Source organism: Streptococcus sp. HMSC072D05 (genome assembly GCF_001815805.1).
Classification (GTDB): Bacteria; Bacillota; Bacilli; order Lactobacillales; family Streptococcaceae; genus Streptococcus.
This window is the reverse complement of record NZ_KV822038.1, coordinates 5820-22432: the sequence shown is the minus strand read 5'-3', so window position 1 is coordinate 22432 and position 16613 is coordinate 5820. Positions and strand designations below refer to the sequence as shown.

The 16613-nt window shown below is 41.7% G+C and carries 15 protein-coding genes and 1 pseudogene; 9 read left to right on the top strand and 7 right to left on the bottom strand.

Going from position 1 to position 16613, the window contains the following annotated elements; all coding sequences use genetic code 11:
* Positions 1-45 precede the first annotated feature (45 nt).
* From HMPREF3057_RS05910 to recJ, 3 genes are all read right to left on the bottom strand, one after another.
* Positions 46-1707, bottom strand: a complete 1662-nt coding sequence (locus HMPREF3057_RS05910; RefSeq protein ID WP_042902754.1) for a ribonuclease J — start codon at positions 1705-1707, stop codon at positions 46-48.
* A gap of 508 nt (positions 1708-2215) precedes the next feature.
* Positions 2216-2863, bottom strand: a complete 648-nt coding sequence (locus HMPREF3057_RS05905) for a COG3942 and LysM peptidoglycan-binding domain-containing protein (RefSeq protein WP_000754477.1) — start codon at positions 2861-2863, stop codon at positions 2216-2218.
* Between the two features lie 286 nt (positions 2864-3149).
* Entirely contained in the window at positions 3150-5366 is a 2217-nt protein-coding gene (gene recJ / locus HMPREF3057_RS05900) for a single-stranded-DNA-specific exonuclease RecJ (protein ID WP_070697388.1), read from the bottom strand.
* A 176-nt stretch (positions 5367-5542) separates the two neighbouring features.
* Here recJ and HMPREF3057_RS05895 point away from each other — a divergent pair, with 176 nt between their 5' ends.
* The 5 genes from HMPREF3057_RS05895 (at position 5543) to HMPREF3057_RS05875 (ending at position 9377) form a co-directional block, all read left to right on the top strand.
* Positions 5543-6301, top strand: coding sequence for an amino acid ABC transporter ATP-binding protein (locus tag HMPREF3057_RS05895; RefSeq protein ID WP_070696887.1), 759 nt, complete (start codon positions 5543-5545; stop codon positions 6299-6301).
* 10 nt (positions 6302-6311) lie between these two features.
* Positions 6312-7106 (top strand): transporter substrate-binding domain-containing protein, encoded by a 795-nt coding sequence (locus HMPREF3057_RS05890; protein ID WP_070696884.1) that lies wholly within the window; start codon positions 6312-6314, stop codon positions 7104-7106.
* A 12-nt stretch (positions 7107-7118) separates the two neighbouring features.
* On the top strand, positions 7119-7796 hold the full coding sequence (locus HMPREF3057_RS05885) for an amino acid ABC transporter permease (protein WP_070696882.1): 678 nt from the start codon (positions 7119-7121) through the stop codon (positions 7794-7796).
* 9 nt (positions 7797-7805) lie between these two features.
* On the top strand, positions 7806-8465 hold the full coding sequence (locus tag HMPREF3057_RS05880) for an amino acid ABC transporter permease (protein WP_070696880.1): 660 nt from the start codon (positions 7806-7808) through the stop codon (positions 8463-8465).
* 129 nt (positions 8466-8594) lie between these two features.
* Positions 8595-9377 (top strand): DUF4037 domain-containing protein, encoded by a 783-nt coding sequence (locus HMPREF3057_RS05875; protein ID WP_070696878.1) that lies wholly within the window; start codon positions 8595-8597, stop codon positions 9375-9377.
* 138 nt (positions 9378-9515) lie between these two features.
* Here HMPREF3057_RS05875 and HMPREF3057_RS05870 read toward each other — a convergent pair whose 3' ends face one another.
* The 3 genes from HMPREF3057_RS05870 to HMPREF3057_RS05860 form a co-directional block, all read right to left on the bottom strand.
* Positions 9516-9953, bottom strand: coding sequence for an Rrf2 family transcriptional regulator (locus tag HMPREF3057_RS05870; protein ID WP_070696876.1), 438 nt, complete (start codon positions 9951-9953; stop codon positions 9516-9518).
* 143 nt (positions 9954-10096) lie between these two features.
* On the bottom strand, positions 10097-11038 hold the full coding sequence (locus tag HMPREF3057_RS05865; RefSeq protein ID WP_070696874.1) for a hypothetical protein: 942 nt from the start codon (positions 11036-11038) through the stop codon (positions 10097-10099).
* 161 nt (positions 11039-11199) lie between these two features.
* The gene (locus HMPREF3057_RS05860) at positions 11200-12051 is read right to left on the bottom strand and encodes a metallophosphoesterase family protein (protein WP_070696873.1); all 852 of its coding nucleotides are present in this window, start codon (positions 12049-12051) and stop codon (positions 11200-11202) included.
* A gap of 194 nt (positions 12052-12245) precedes the next feature.
* Between HMPREF3057_RS05860 and HMPREF3057_RS05855 the strand changes: the two genes are divergently transcribed.
* The 4 genes and pseudogenes from HMPREF3057_RS05855 to thrS all read left to right on the top strand — a co-directional run bounded on the left by HMPREF3057_RS05855 (position 12246) and on the right by thrS (position 15458).
* The gene (locus tag HMPREF3057_RS05855) at positions 12246-12611 is read left to right on the top strand and encodes a hypothetical protein (RefSeq protein ID WP_000760373.1); all 366 of its coding nucleotides are present in this window, start codon (positions 12246-12248) and stop codon (positions 12609-12611) included.
* 82 nt (positions 12612-12693) lie between these two features.
* Positions 12694-12881, top strand: a pseudogene (locus HMPREF3057_RS10480) (hypothetical protein).
* Positions 12878-13504 (top strand): adenylate kinase family protein, encoded by a 627-nt coding sequence (locus tag HMPREF3057_RS05850; RefSeq protein ID WP_083312816.1) that lies wholly within the window; start codon positions 12878-12880, stop codon positions 13502-13504. The pseudogene HMPREF3057_RS10480 and the gene HMPREF3057_RS05850 overlap by 4 nt, the downstream one beginning before the upstream one ends.
* Before the next feature lie 10 nt (positions 13505-13514).
* Positions 13515-15458 (top strand): threonine--tRNA ligase, encoded by a 1944-nt coding sequence (gene thrS / locus HMPREF3057_RS05845; protein WP_070696869.1) that lies wholly within the window; start codon positions 13515-13517, stop codon positions 15456-15458.
* Positions 15459-15670: 212 nt separating this feature from the next.
* Here the strand turns inward: thrS and HMPREF3057_RS05840 are convergent, their stop codons facing one another.
* Positions 15671-16612, bottom strand: a complete 942-nt coding sequence (locus HMPREF3057_RS05840) for a DUF389 domain-containing protein (protein WP_257370913.1) — start codon at positions 16610-16612, stop codon at positions 15671-15673.
* Between the last annotated feature and the right edge of the window lies 1 nt (position 16613).

Here is a 16613-nt window from a genome sequence, read left to right as displayed (position 1 = left end):
TAAGAAAAAGCCGAATTTCGACTTTTTCTGTAGGTATGCTGCTTATTATTTTGCTTCCATCACGACTGGCAAGATTGCTGGGCGACGCTTGGTTTGATCAAAGAGGTACTTGGTCAGATTGTCACGAACCTTGCCTTTGAGATCTGCCCAGTCAAAGTCATCACCTTGAAGATACTCTTCTACCGTTTGGTTAATCAATTCTGAACTTTCACGGAGAATATCGCGGCTCTTCTTGAGATAAACAAATCCACGCGTATGAACACGGGCCTTGGCCACAATTTTCTTCTCACGACGGTTGACAGTGATCGCCACGATAAAGATCCCATCCTCTGACAAGACCTTACGGTCACGAAGGACGACATTTCCAACATCCCCGATGGCATTTCCATCAATCAAGACATCACCTGCAGAAACTGCCCCAGCTGGAACAAAGTCCCCATGTTCATAAGACATGGTCGTTCCCTTTTTAGGGATGAAGATATGCTCTGGCAACATTCCAACTGCCATGGCAGCCTTGGCATGCGCATCCAACTCACGATACTCCCCTTGGATAGGGAAGAGGTAATTTGGTTGCAAAAGATTGATCATCAACTGCAAATCACGCGCATTCCCGTGTCCGGACACCCGCAAGCTTTGGGTAATGAGTTTCACCACACCACCAGCTTGGTAGATCATATTTTCCACACGCGCCATGACGGCTTCTTTGGCGATAGATGGAGTCGTTACGATATAAACCAAGTCTCCATCTTTGATTTCCACATAGCGGTGGCGTCCAATGGACATCTTACGAAGTCCATTAATAGGCTCACCCATACGACCAGTCTCAAGGATAATCAACTCATGGTCTTCAAAACGAGACATTTCTTTGGGTTTGATCAAAAGACTTTCATTGGCTAGAGATAATTTTTTGAGACGAATCGCAGTGCGGACGATATTTTCAATATCAAATCCAGTCAAAACAACTCTGCGACCTGTATCTGCTGCAGCATCAAAAACCTGCTGGATACGAGAAAGGTTGCTGGCAACTGCTGCAACGATGATACGACCTTCCCAGTCTGCAATGGTCTGGGTAATTTCCTCTCCAACTTCACTCTCGCTCGCCACCTGGATATTGCTGTCTGCATTGGCTGAATCACTGAGGAGCGCTAAAACACCATCACGACCGATTTCAGCCAAACGAGCAAAATCCGTCGCATAGGATTCACTAGCTGTCTGGTCAAACTTGAAGTCACCTGTGTAAACAATGCTACCTTCAGCTGTTTTCAGGACTATTCCCAAACTTTCTGGGATAGAGTGAGTTGTACGGAAGAAGGAAACCACAGTCCCTCCAAAGTCGATCTCTGTATCTTCATCAATCACATGGAAGTCATTGAATTTCTTAACCGTATCATTTCCTTTGACAAAGAGTTTGGCCAACTCAATGGTCAACTCAGAACCAAACACAGGCACCTTAGCCTCTGCCAAAAGATAAGGCAGGGCACCAATGGCATCCGCATGTCCGTGAGTCAAGAAGACCCCAGCGATACGATCGCTATTTTCAAAAAGGTAGTCCATATTTGGAATGACGACATCAACACCTAGTTGTTCATTTTCAGGGTATTTAAGCCCCGCATCCAAAACAAAAATAGAACCATCGATTTCAGCGATGTACATATTTTTCCCATTTTCTCGTACACCACCTAGTGTTGTTAAACTAATATTACTCATTTTTCCTCCGAAACTTCATTTATCTTGATTATAGGGTGAATTTACCCTCTTATTCTAAAAGTTCTAAAACTTCCAGCCGAATCTTTTCCTACCATTATACCATTTTTTTGATTATTTTCAAAACGAAGATAGGTTTTTAACTAGAGATTAGTCACTACTGTGAATCGAATCCTTTAACTTTGACTTCTCTTTTGGAGGCTTCATCGAAGATAATGGAAGGATTGCACCATCAAAAATATGGATTTTCTGAATCAATTTAATTTCAGATACCTTTCTCGAACTCTAAATTTCTCTTTTAGTTCAAAACAAGTTAAATTCTTGCCCTTCACCTCTCGACTTGAGAACTATTTTCTACAAAGACATGGTTTATCTACATCCAAAAGCGAGAATTTCCTGTTCGCTACAGAATCTAAAAATTTCAGAAATTAGCCATTAATATAGAGGATAACGTTAGGAAATTTTTTCAAAAAGAAAAAAGACTTAGAAATTCTAAATCTTTTTATCATCTTTAGTTTGGATAGATATAAGTGACGTTACCTAAAAATTCATGTGGATTAAAGAAGCCACGATAATTCGCAATCTGCTTTTGACGTCTGTAGTTTGCTTCCAATACCTGGATAGAGTTTTCACTTTGAACATCTGTTACATAAGCAACGTGTCCATATTCACCACCATCCCAAACGGCGATTGCTCCTACTACTGGAACACTTCCTGTCTTATAGCCTTGAGCGCTCGCGTAGATTGCCCACGTGTTGGCATTTCCCCACCAGTTGCTAGCCCAAGGCGCCAATTCTTTCACACCCCATGTACACTGACCAACAGGATAAGAGTTTCCATAGTTTGTCGGAGTCTTTTCGACAACATCTTCTGTATCAGATACCACATTCGCAGTGCTAGCTGGAGCACTGTAGGTAGAGCTAGCCTGAGCGGAACCACTTACTTCCAATACATCGCCTGGGTGGATGGTGTCAAAGATAGTTTTTCCATTCAAAGCTGCCAACTCATGCGGATCCATGCCGTTTGCAGTTGCAATGGCATAAAATGAATCACCATCTTGAACAACGTAAGAATTCGCATGAACAGTTTGAGCCCCAACCGTAGCCAAAATAGCGGTAGAAGTCAAACCAAGAGTCAGTTTCGTAACTGTTTTTTTCATAACCAGATTCCCCTTATATTTTCTTGATAAGAAAATCATACTTGATTTACATGTCAGTTCGTTTAGAGTTATATTTTAGTCCTGTTACAAATATTTATACTTTTACTACATAAGGTTTAAAAGCAGACATCGTATAAAGTGATAGAAGAGAATAAAAAAATGAATCATTTCCCCAACCTTTACATCAGCAAACCATCCAAAAGACTATCCAATCAACCACTCCCACACCAAGCATTTATCCGACAAAAAGAGACCGAGATAGGTCATCTCAGTCCCTTTCTATCTATTACTCCATTAAAAAGTCATACATTTCTTGCACGGTACCCAGCGCCATCATTTCTTGGTCTTTGACGGTTTGTTTGAGATTTTGGTAAATCTGACTTTCAGCAATTTCCCTTTTCGGCGCTTCTTTATTGACTGTCATGACACCATCTTTGATCGTCACAAAACCTAGCTCTTCAAATACTTGGATCATCTTGACAAGTAAGATTTGTTGGATATTGAGATAAGTCGCCAAATCCTTAAGCTTGTAGCGAATATCAAACTCTGGGAACTGGTAAATAGTCTTGTACAATTTTGCAAACTGCTCTCTGGTCCCATAACCTGTTAGATAGTAGGCCTTGTCAATGTCATTTTTGAAATAGACAGCAGAGAAATGTTGTTTCTGAAAAATGGCCTTCAGCAGAGTAATATCCTCGGGAATGGTTTCCACAACAACCGCTTCACTAGTCGCTAAATCTGGCACCTCTCCAGAGAAATCCAAGACTGGAATTCCCTCTGGCAAGACTGCATTCTTCCCACGAATGTTAAAGAGTTGAACACCTTCCACACGTGCATCCACCATCATCAACTGGAGGGCAGTTTGGCCATTCCATTGGTTGACAGACAGGGTGACTGCCAATTCTAAATTCTTGGTTTGAGCAAACTCTGTCGCCCATCTACCTTGTCCGAAGGCCACCACCTCAAAACTCGCCTCACCCTTGGAAATTTTTAGTTTGAGGTGGGCATTGCCTGCTCCCATAGTACGGGCACTTTCGACATGAAAATCCTTGATATAAAAGACAGGTTTCTGATTATCCATCCCAAAGGGTGCCAAGCGTTCAAAGCTTTTAACCGTTTCTAAACTAAGAGTCTCCAAATCCAACTCTTCATCTAGATTTAACTTATTCTTGCCACCAGCATCTGCACCTTTTTCACGGACATAGTCTTCTAAAACCTGAGATAAATCTGAAAGTTTCTCAACTTCCAGCGTCATTCCAGCTGCACCAGCATGGCCGCCAAAGGCGATAAAGAGGTCTCGATGGGGATCCAGAGCTTCAAAAATATCGACCGCTTCCACACTACGAGCACTACCCTTGGCGCGACCTTCTTCTATATTAAGAACGATGACTGTCTGCCCTAGTTCTTCCAACAAACGACCAGCAACGATACCCAGAACGCCAGGATTCCAGCCTTCCTTGGCCAAAACCTGGACCTTTTTCTCAGGATCAACCATGGTCTTAGCTTCTTCATAGATTGACTGAACGATTTCCTTGCGCTCTTCATTTTTCTGGTGAATCATGAGGGCAATCTCATGAGCTTCCTCGTCGTCAAATCCAGTCAGCAAATCAATGGCAGGATTAGGATCATCCAAGCGCCCCAAGGCATTTAAACGAGGGGCAATCTGGAAACCAACCGTTTCTTCTGTTACTTCATTAGCAGCAATTCCAACCATGTCTAGCATTTCTTGTAGTCCAATGCGCTGGGTATGTCCCAACATTTCCAGACCATATTGGACCAAAATGCGATTCTCATCCGTCAAACTCACCATATCAGCAATGGTACCGATAGCGACCAAATCAAGCAATTCCACTTGCACTTCTTCTAAAAGAGCGCAAGCTAGCTTGAAAGCCACTCCGCATCCGGCCAAATATTTGAAGGGATAATCCGCATCTGGATGCTCAGGGTGAACAATCGCATAGGCATCAGGAAGGGTTTCCGGCATGGAATGGTGGTCGGTCACAATGACATCCACTCCCATAGACTGGGCCAGTTCAATTGCTTCGTGACCCGCAACCCCATTATCCACTGTCACAATCAAGGAAATACCCTCTTGCTCGATAAAGTATTTATAAACACTGGCATTGGGACCATAGCCATCGGTAAAACGATTGGGTAGGTAAACACGGCACTCAGCACCAAGCTGTTCCAAACTTTCCTTCACAATCGAAGCTGAAGTCATACCATCCGCATCGTAGTCTCCATAGATGAGAATGTTTTCCCCTTCTTCAATGGCCTGACGAATCCGTTCCACTGCCTTGTCCATATCATGGAGCAGATAGGGGTCATGTAAGTCCTCTAAAGAAGGTTCTAAAAACTTCTTTAGACTTTCTTCATCCTGAATCCCTCTTTCAAATAATAAGCGAGCCACCTCAGGACCCAGCCCAGCCTTCTTGGCTATCTTTGTAAAATCCGCATCTTCAACCTGCGGGGCAAACTGCCATTCATAAGTAGGAGTTATCAAAAAAACATCCACTCTTTCTAAGAATTCTATCGTTTCATTATAACACGATTTAGGCTTTTTCTCTATCCTGACTACTTTTTACTACAATTTTACTAATTTTTTTCTGATTTAATTTGACAAGACAAATCTTTTGTTGTAGAATCATGTTATAAAATCTAACACAAAGGAGATCTCTCATGGCTTTAGTAGAATTTAAAAACATCGAAAAATATTACGGAGACTACCATGCACTCCGCGACATTAATCTCCGTTTTGAAAAAGGACAAGTTGTTGTCCTGCTTGGACCTTCTGGTTCTGGGAAGTCCACTCTTATCCGTACGATCAATGGTTTGGAGGCTGTTGACAAAGGAAGTCTCCTAGTCAATGGACACCAAGTAGCAGGTGCCAGTCAGAAAGATTTAGTTCCTCTCCGTAAGGAAGTCGGCATGGTTTTCCAACATTTTAACCTTTATCCACATAAAACAGTGTTAGAAAATGTAACACTTGCGCCTGTAAAAGTTCTAGGAATTGATAAAAAAGAAGCTGAAAAAACAGCCCAAAAATATCTGGAATTTGTAAATATGTGGGACAAGAAAGATTCCTATCCAGCCACGCTATCTGGTGGACAAAAACAACGGATTGCCATCGCACGCGGACTCGCTATGCATCCGGAACTCCTCCTCTTTGATGAGCCAACATCTGCTCTTGATCCTGAGACTATCGGTGATGTACTAGCAGTTATGCAAAAACTAGCGCATGACGGGATGAACATGATCATCGTTACCCACGAAATGGGCTTTGCCCGTGAAGTTGCGGACCGCATTATCTTTATGGCTGACGGAGAAGTTTTAGTAGATACGACAGAGGTTGATGACTTTTTCGACAATCCAAGCGAACCTCGTGCCCAGCAATTCCTCAGCAAAATTATCAACCACGAAAGTGATAAAGTCAAATAAGGAGGCGCCTATGAAAAAGAAATTCTTTTTATCCGCATTATTAATTAGCCTTTTCAGCCTTGTTGCTGCCAAACCAGTCCAGGCCGACACCAGTGTCACAGACATTCAAAAAAGAGGTGAACTAGTTGTCGGTGTCAAACAAGACGTTCCCAATTTCGGCTACAAGGATCCCAAGAAAGGGACTTATTCTGGTATCGAAACGGACCTGGCCAAGATGATTGCAGACGAACTCAAGGTCAAGGTTCGCTATGTGCCTGTTACCGCACAAACCCGTGGCCCTCTTCTAGACAATGAACAGGTCGATATGGATATCGCGACCTTCACCATCACAGACGAGCGTAAAAAACTATACAACTTCACCAGTCCCTACTATACGGACGCTTCTGGCTTTTTGGTCAATAAATCTGCCAACATCAAAAGCATTGAGGACCTAAACGGTAAAACCATTGGGGTTGCTCAAGGATCCATTACCCAGCGCTTGATTACTGAACTGGGTAAAAAGAAAGGTCTAACCTTTAAATTCGTCGAACTTGGTTCCTACCCAGAATTGATTACTTCCCTTCACGCCCACCGTATTGATGCCTTTTCCGTGGACCGCTCTATTCTGTCCGGCTACATTAGTAAACGGACAGAACTACTAGATGATAGTTTCAAGCCATCTGACTATGGCATTGTTACCAAGAAATCAAACACCGAGCTCAGCGACTATCTTGATAGCTTGGTCACTAAATGGAGCAAGGACGGCAGTCTTCAGAAACTCTATGACCGTTACAAGCTCAAACCATCTAGCCATACCGCAGATTAAGGAGGACACCCCATGACAGATTTATCATCTTGGACAGCCTATTTTCAGGATTTTGGACAATTTTTCAATGGTTTCCTCTTCACCCTTGCCCTAGCGATTGGCTCCTTTATCCTAGCTATGGTCTTAGGAATCATCTTTGGAGTCCTATCAACTAGCAAACATCAAATTCTAAGGATTTTGGCTCGTATCTTTGTCGAATTTTACCAAAACACCCCCCTCTTGGTACAGTTTGTTATTGTTTTTTATGGTTTGCCTCTTATCAGTGAACACACCATCATGATTCCAATTTATTGGACAGCTATTCTCTGCGTAGGACTTTATCACGGTGCTTATATTGCTGAGGTGATTCGTTCAGGGATTCAGTCTATCCCTAATGGTCAGATGGAGGCTGCCTTGTCGCAAGGTTTCACCTATATCAGTGCCATGCGCTTGATTATCTTGCCTCAGGCCTTTCGTATCATTCTCCCTCCTTTGACCAACCAAATCGTTAACCTTATCAAGAATACTTCAACAGTTGCTATCATCTCTGGAGTGGACTTGATGTTTGTGACCAAGTCTTGGTCAGCTCTCAACGGAAACTACATCCCTGCCTTTCTAGGTGCTGCCCTACTCTACTTTGCCCTTTGCTTCCCTGTCGCCCAATTTGGTCGCAAGATGGAGCAAGCCAATAAAAAAGCCTATTCACTTTAGGAGGTTACTATGGAATCTATTTTAGAAGTTTTGACCCCAGATAACCTAGTCTTTATCTTTAAAGGATTTGGCTTAACTCTCTACATTTCTCTGATTGCTATCGTCCTCTCGACCCTTATCGGAACAGTACTAGCCGTCATGAGAAATGGGAAAAATCCTGTCTTACGGATCATCTCCAGCATTTATATCGAGTTTGTACGTAACGTTCCCAACCTCCTCTGGATTTTCACCATCTTTTTGGTGTTTAAGATGAAGTCCACACCAGCTGGTATTACAGCCTTTACCCTCTTTACCTCAGCAGCCTTGGCTGAGATTATCCGAGGTGGCCTCAATGCCGTAGACAAGGGACAATACGAAGCAGGAATGTCGCAAGGATTTACCTCTGCGCAAATCCTCTACCACATCATTCTCCCACAAGCAATCCGTAAAATGTTGCCAGCCATCATTTCTCAGTTTGTAACCGTGATTAAGGATACCAGCCTTCTCTACTCTGTTATCGCCCTACAAGAGCTCTTTGGCGCTAGTCAAATTCTCATGGGACGTTATTTCGAACCTGAGCAGGTCTTCAGTCTTTATATCTTGATTGCTCTGATCTATTTCAGCTTTAACCTAGCAATTTCAAGCCTGTCCCGCATGCTAGCCAAACGCTGGCAACAAGCAGCAGAATAAAAAAGAAATGTGAACTCAAAACAAGGGTTCACATTTTTTGCTATAAATGAAAAAGGGCAACTCTATGCTATGCAAACGTTTTACTTTTTGGTAAAATGACTTTAAAACCATAACGTAAGGAGAAAAACAATGATCCACGAACTTTGCAAAGAATTCTCTCAGCTGGAACAAGTAGAAGCCATCGCTCTAGGTGGTTCACGTGCAGGACAAGACTATGATCAAAATTCTGATTATGATGTCTATATCTATCTCAACTCACCTATTGATGAGGCGACTCGCCTAAAAATTTTGACTAAGTACTGCTCTTATATGGAGATTGGAAACCAGTTTTGGGAATTAGAGGATGACTGTATACTAAACGACGGTATCCAAATCGAGTTGATTTATCGTTCACTGGAGTCGTTTGAACAAGAACTAAACTCAACTGTTTTTCAGTATCAAGCCCAAAATGCTTATACAACCTGTATGTGGCACAATCTACTTCACAGTAAAATCCTATACGACCCGAATGGGCACTATACTTCTCTCCAAAAAGCCTACCAGATTCCCTACCCACAGGAACTCAAAAAGCATATCATTGAAAGGCAACTCCTTTTACTAGAACAATCCATGCCTGCCTTCTCTCACCAAATAGAAAAAGCTATCAAACGCCAAGATCTTCTCAGCATGAATCACCGCTCAAGTGAATTTTTTGCTTCCTACTTTGACTTGTTGTTTGCACTCAATGAGCAAACCCATCCTGGTGAAAAACGAATGATTGACTATGCTAAGACCAATTGCGCTCTCCTACCTAAGCAATTTGAAGGAACTATTCGCGACTATTTCCTACTACTCTACCAACCGCAGCAAGGAAAGCAAGCGGTCCTAACCTTACAAACCATCTTAAAACAACTAAAGGACATTTTGCCATAAGTAAAAAATGAAGTGTGAACCTGAAACCAAGGCTCACATTTTTTTACTTAACTGTAAAGCATCTAGTACACTTGAACACAGTTCCTCTTGCCCAACTTCATAAAAAATCGGAAATGAAAAAAGAGGACTCTAGCCCTCTTACTTGATCATTTTATCCTGAGTTTCAGCTACAACCTGAGCCAGACTTGTCTGACGAAGTTGGTTTTCCATCGCTAGTTGGATATCCAGCAATTTTTGATCCAAGACTTCATGAATATTTGCTCCTACTGGACAGTTAGGGTTGGGATTGTCATGAAAACTAAAGAGTTTACCAGATTTTCCTAAACATTCAACAGCCTGATAAATATCAAAAAGGCTGATATCTTGGAGGTCTTTGATAATCTCAGTACCGCCCGTCCCACGCGCAACTGATATCAGTTCAGCTTTTTTGAGTTGGGACAAGGTTTTGCGAATAATAACTGGATTGACTCCAACACTGGCTGCGAGAAAATCACTAGTTACCTTACTCTCTTGACTCTTGATGGCAATGATGATCAACATATGAGTCGCAATCGTAAATCGACTTGAAATTTGCATCTTCTTCTCCTTTCGCATCCTATCTGATACCCATTATACCCTTTTATGTTGTAATGTCAATTATTACTACAAAGAGTGTCCTCTAAAAAAGCCTTGTATTCCCTAATAAGTCCAATGACATAGAGAATACAAAAGCTTATCCTTTATCCAATTTTACGAGCAGTTCCCTTTGTTTTGTGGCTTGACCAGACTGAACTGATAGAAATCCCCGCACCAACCAAGGTAAAAACAGCTAACATCCCTAGATTAAAGAAATAATTATCTGGATATTCTCCGCTTGCAATTAGTTCATTGACCACTCGGAAAGCATAGGCAAACTCAACCCCTAGTTGAGCTACGACTTCCATTGCCAAATCGATTTGATTCACTAAAAAGACTGTGACTACCATCAAAACAACAGAAATCAGAATCCCTTTTCGTGATAACTTTCTTGCAAACATTTCATATCCTTTAATGGTACAAATTCCAAGAACAAGCCCCGCTGCGACAGCTACATAACCAAGACGTGCGATGAAAAGAGCAACCGCCCCACCAATCAAGGCTCCAAGTAAGGCTCCAATGGTTCCAAGAAGAACATTTTCCTTCTGACTGTGATAAGAATCCATTTCAATTTGGAGATTGCTCTTCAAAAATTGATAGCTTTCTTCATTGATAATGAAAATCGACTCTCCTAATTGATAAAGACTAACTGGCCCCTCTTGACCGCTGTAGCCACAAACTTGAACGAAGTGATGGGATTCAAGGAAATCTACAAAGTCTCTTATAAGTGTCTGTAACTTTTCAATTGTCTTTGATTTGCGCATCGCACCTTTGACAACGATAGATACAGTGTACTGATTAATAGATAAGGTTGACAAGTTTGGAAGTGATTCGCTCTTAAAGTCATCCAACACCAACTCGTTTTCTTCTGAATCCGCAGGATTGCCATTCAAGCTCACACTGACACTAAGTCGAAACTGATTTTTTACATCTGCTTCATGTAGCAATAGCAAGTAACCTGATTGCACGCCATAAATGCTTCCAGACTCCTCATCAAACTGTAGGCCTAGTCCCGACGCAATTGCCTGTAATTCTTCTGGCTTCATAAATAATCTCCCTTTTATTTTGAACATCAATTAGTATGGTGTTCAAATTATATATTTTTCCATATTCTAGCATAAATTTTATAAGTATTCAATTCATATCCATTTCGACTTATCGCGAAACAGCAGTCACTAGACTATCCTATTTCTAGTCAAAACTCCTTTTAAAACCAATCTTTCTTTTCTCTTTCCATCCAAAGTTCAACATCTTGATCATAACCTTCTTGCTCGCTAATCTTCCCCAACAATTCATGATTATGAGTGTGGTGAATTCCATTTACCAAGCTTTCATAGTAAACCTGAAAATAAGGGAGCTTTAAATCCTTAGCCAACTGCAATTCAGCTTCTACATCATAATCCACTCGACGAAAATCAACATCAGACAAACCTGCATCATCTAACTCTAAAATCATATACTGGGCACGCAGGTCCTTACGCAACTTCGCATCTAAAAAGAAGGGTTGGCCAATCGAACCCGGATTAAGAATCAACTGTCCGTCACTTCCGTAACGAAGAAACTGTTGGTGGATATGGCCATACACTGCGATAGAAGCATATGGCTCCGTCACCAATCTATCAAAATCTTCTTGTTTTCCCGTATGAATCAACTCCCTACCCCAGTTTTTATCAGGAAGATGATGAGTGATTCCTACCGTTAAATCACCAAACTGACGATGAACTTGCATAGGTTGATCGTGGAGGTCTTCGATTTCTTTAGGGCTAATTTCTTCTAAGATGTACTGACTTTGGCGCAGGAGATAACGATGACTCACTTTTGTAGGATCTAACTTACGATGTAGGCCTAGCCAGAGACTATTCTCCCAATTCCCCAGCACTCTTGCAGTGATGGGCAAGCTAGCTAAGAGGTCCAATATCCTTCTACGCCCTGTTCCTGGCATCAGAATATCTCCCAAAAGCCAGTACTCATCTACCTCTGCCGCTCTTGCATCAGCCAGAACAGCTTCCAAAGCTGTCGTATTTCCATGTATGTCTGAAAGAACTGCTATTTTGGTCATTCTTTCTCCTCATTTCCTCTTACTTCTTCTGTTAGTATTATAGCAGAAATGCCATAAAATAGAGTCGTTTCTGCTCTCCTAGAAAACTTGGAAAATCACTCCTTTCTTGCTATAATATAAGTAAAGAGAATCCTCATTTATAGCAAGATACTCTTCAGTAGCACTCTTTTAACAAGGATTGGAGGACTATTGCCATGAAAAAATATCTTAAGTATATCCCATACTACCTTGTCATTTTCTTCTTTTACTGGCCCCTCTATGAGCTATTCTTACTACTCATCACTGACCCATATACACTGAAGGAACTGTACATTAACAACATCATCCTCTTTTCACCTTTAGCAACCTTCATCGTATCCCTTCTTTATAGCTACCGGTTTCATTTCTCACTTTGGTGGTTGCTGGGTATTGGACTGCTCTATTGCTTTACCATCATCACCTTTGGTGAGTTCATTCTTCTTTATCTCGTAGCCTATGAAATCTTCGCCCTACTTGGTATGGCATCAGGTAGAGGTCTTAGCCATCTTACAAACAAGCAGAAAAGTAAAAAAATAGGATAAAAGCCTTGAAAAATCTCGCAATCATGCTATAATAATGCATAGAGACAAGTCACTTAGCCCCTTTCTACTAGAGAGTGCGTGGTTGCTGGAAACGCATAGAAAGACTAAACTGATACTACTCTACTGGCTTTTATGCAAACATAAAACGGTGGCTACGTTAAAGCCAATCAGAGGTGTCCCTCTTTTTTGAGGAACATAAATGAAGGTGGAACCACGTTGCGACGTCCTTTTAGGATGTCGTTTTTTGTTTGTCAGAAGGAGGAAGAATGATGCTTTATATGATTGGCGGATCGCCTTGTAGTGGAAAGTCAACAATTGCCTCACTTCTTGCTAGACAGTATCAACTACTTCATATCAAACTGGATGATTTGGTAGAAGAGATGATGAGTCAAGCAAGTGCAGACTCACAGCCAATTTGCCTTCTTAGGAAGGATAGAAATCCAGAACAAATCTGGATGAGAAAGCCAGAAGAGATGGCAGATGAAGAATGGTGCTTTTATGAAGAGATTTTTCCATATGTAAAATCTTACTTGATAAAAAAACAAAACAGACCTCTCTTGGTGGAGGGAGCAGGACTTTTGCCTCACTTGGTAAAGGAGCTTGAATGTCAAGTATCATCCTATCTATGCTTGACTCCGACAGCTGATTTTCAAAAAAAGCATTATATACAGAGAGAATGGGTTCCTTATGTCTTAGAGGGTACAACCAACCCTGATCAAGCTTTTGAAAACTGGATGCAACGAGACATTCTTTTTGCTCAAATGGTTCGTAAGGAAGCGGTGAGATTAGGCTATCCTAGCCTCGTAACAGATGGTAGTCAATCAGAGAATCAGACTGCGGAAGAAGTTGCTCGGCTCTTAAAATTGTCCAACAAAAATAGAATAAATATTTAAGGAGAAAACCATGATTAAGATTACTTTCCCAGATGGCGCTGTTCGTGAATTCGAATCTGGCGTTACTACTTTTGAAATTGCCCAATCTATCAGCAATTCTCTAGCTAAAAAAGCTCTCGCTGGTAAATTCAACGGCAAACTCATCGACACGACTCGTGCTATCACTGAAGATGGAAGCATCGAAATCGTGACACCTGATCACGAAGATGCCCTTCCAATCTTGCGCCACTCAGCTGCCCACTTGTTCGCCCAAGCAGCTCGTCGCCTTTTCCCAGACATTCACTTGGGAGTTGGTCCAGCTATTGAAGATGGTTTCTACTATGATACGGACAATCAGGCTGGTCAAATCTCCAACGAAGACCTGCCTCGTATCGAAGAAGAAATGCAAAAGATCGTTAAAGAAAACTTCCCATCTATTCGTGAGGAAGTAACCAAAGATGAAGCGCGTGAAATCTTCAAAAACGACCCTTACAAGTTGGAATTGATTGAAGAACACTCTGAAGACGAGGGTGGTTTGACCATCTACCGTCAAGGTGAATACGTGGACCTCTGCCGTGGACCTCACGTCCCTTCAACAGGCCGCATCCAAATCTTCCACCTTCTTCATGTAGCAGGTGCTTACTGGCGTGGAAATAGCGACAACGCGATGATGCAACGGATCTACGGTACAGCTTGGTTTGACAAGAAAAACTTGAAAAACTACCTTCAAATGCGTGAAGAAGCCAAAGAACGTGACCACCGTAAACTTGGTAAAGAGCTTGACCTCTTCATGATTTCACAAGAAGTCGGACAAGGTTTGCCATTCTGGTTGCCAAACGGTGCGACTATCCGTCGTGAATTGGAACGCTACATCGTAGACAAGGAGTTAGCTTCTGGCTACCAACACGTTTACACTCCACCACTTGCTTCTGTTGAACTCTACAAGACTTCTGGTCACTGGGATCATTACCAAGAAGACATGTTCCCAACTATGGACATGGGTGACGGGGAAGAATTTGTCCTTCGTCCAATGAACTGCCCACACCACATCCAAGTCTTCAAACACCATGTTCACTCTTACCGTGAATTGCCAATCCGTATCGCTGAAATCGGTATGATGCACCGCTACGAGAAATCTGGTGCCCTCACTGGTCTTCAACGTGTACGTGAAATGTCCCTCAACGACGGTCACCTCTTTGTCACTCCAGAACAAATCCAAGAAGAATTCCAACGTGCCCTTCAGTTGATTATCGATGTTTATGAAGACTTCAACTTGACTGAATACCGCTTCCGTCTCTCTCTTCGTGACCCTCAAGATACTCACAAGTACTTTGACAACGATGAGATGTGGGAAAATGCCCAAACCATGCTTCGTGCAGCACTTGATGAAATGGGTGTTGACTACTTTGAAGCTGAAGGTGAAGCAGCCTTCTACGGACCAAAATTGGATATCCAAGTTAAGACAGCTCTCGGAAAAGAAGAAACCCTTTCGACTATCCAGCTTGACTTCTTGCTTCCAGAACGCTTCGACCTCAAATACATCGGGCCTGATGGTGAAGAACACCGTCCAGTTATGATTCACCGTGGTGTTATTTCAACCATGGAACGCTTCACAGCTATCTTGATTGAGAACTACAAAGGTGCCTTCCCAACATGGCTTGCACCACACCAAGTAACTCTCATCCCAGTTTCTAACGAAAAACACGTAGACTACGCATGGGAAGTGGCTAAGAAACTCCGTGACCGCGGTGTCCGTGCAGATGTAGATGAGCGCAATGAAAAAATGCAGTTCAAGATCCGTGCTTCTCAAACTAGCAAGATTCCTTACCAATTGATCGTTGGGGATAAGGAAATGGAAGACGGAACAGTCAATGTTCGTCGCTATGGACAAAAGGAAACACAAACTGTCTCAGTTGATGACTTTGTCCAAGCTATCCTTGCTGATATCGCCAACAAATCACGTGTGGAAAAATAAAACGATCACTGTCTGAGAAACATTTTTCAGTAAGAAAAAGCAACAACTGAAATAGTTATTGCTTTTTTATATTTTATTTAACCTGAGCTAGTCGTGATTGGTCAAACCACCACAAATGGTATCCTCATCAACAATCCTTTCTATCCACTAACTGTTGGATATAGGATATCCTCCCAAGATTTGCTTCCTCGAGTTAGAAAAGTTCAATATCCTCAATCCTTGTCTGCTTCATTTTCTTTTACGAGATCGTTTTGTGAATCTTTTTCAGAGAGTTTTTGATCGATATACTTGTTAATGTTTTCATAAAATTCCTTGGTCATCTCACTATCTAATTTTGTCGAATTATGGACTTGATTGACTTTTAATTGAACAGATTGAATACCGTAAGAGGCTTGTTTTTGGTGGAGTGTTTCTAATTCTTCTTCTGAAATCGGATCTCCAACAACTGTCAAGACCAATTCATTGTCCCTAGACTTGTAGACTTGATTAATGACCGTATGATTAGAGAACTCTTTTCCTACAAACTGTTTGATCCCTTCTTTTCGCGCTTGATCTATCGTCAGAGTGACTGCTGAATAACTGGCTGGAAGAACCAATAATACAATCAAGGATATCAAGCCAATTTTCATTTTAATGTTTAGCTCTTTAAATGAACTTAAGGGAGATTTCCTCATCAAAATTCTTGTTCCAACAATATTTGTTAACATGATGAAGACACAGTTGATCAAGAAAAGATAGAGAGCCCCGAATAAAAATCGTACATTTCCATTAGCTAAACCATAACCTGCAGTACAGATAGGTGGCATCAGAGCTGTTGCAATAGCTACTCCTGGCACGATATTGTTTGCTTCTTTTTTCCTTGAACCAATTACGCCTGCTATCCCACCAGCAATAGCAATGAGAACATCCCAAATGGTTGGAGAGGTTCGTGCAATCAATTCGCTACTTGCATAAGATAAGGGAGAAATCCAGAAATACAGAGTCGAAACAAGCAAGCTGACCAATACTTGAGTAAATAAAACCTCTAAAGATTGCTTGATTAAACGCGTATCAAAAATAGCTAAACCGAATCCTAGTCCAACAATCGATGTCATAAGAGGGGAAATCAACATGGCTCCAATAATGACAGCTGTTGAATTCATATTTAGACCGATA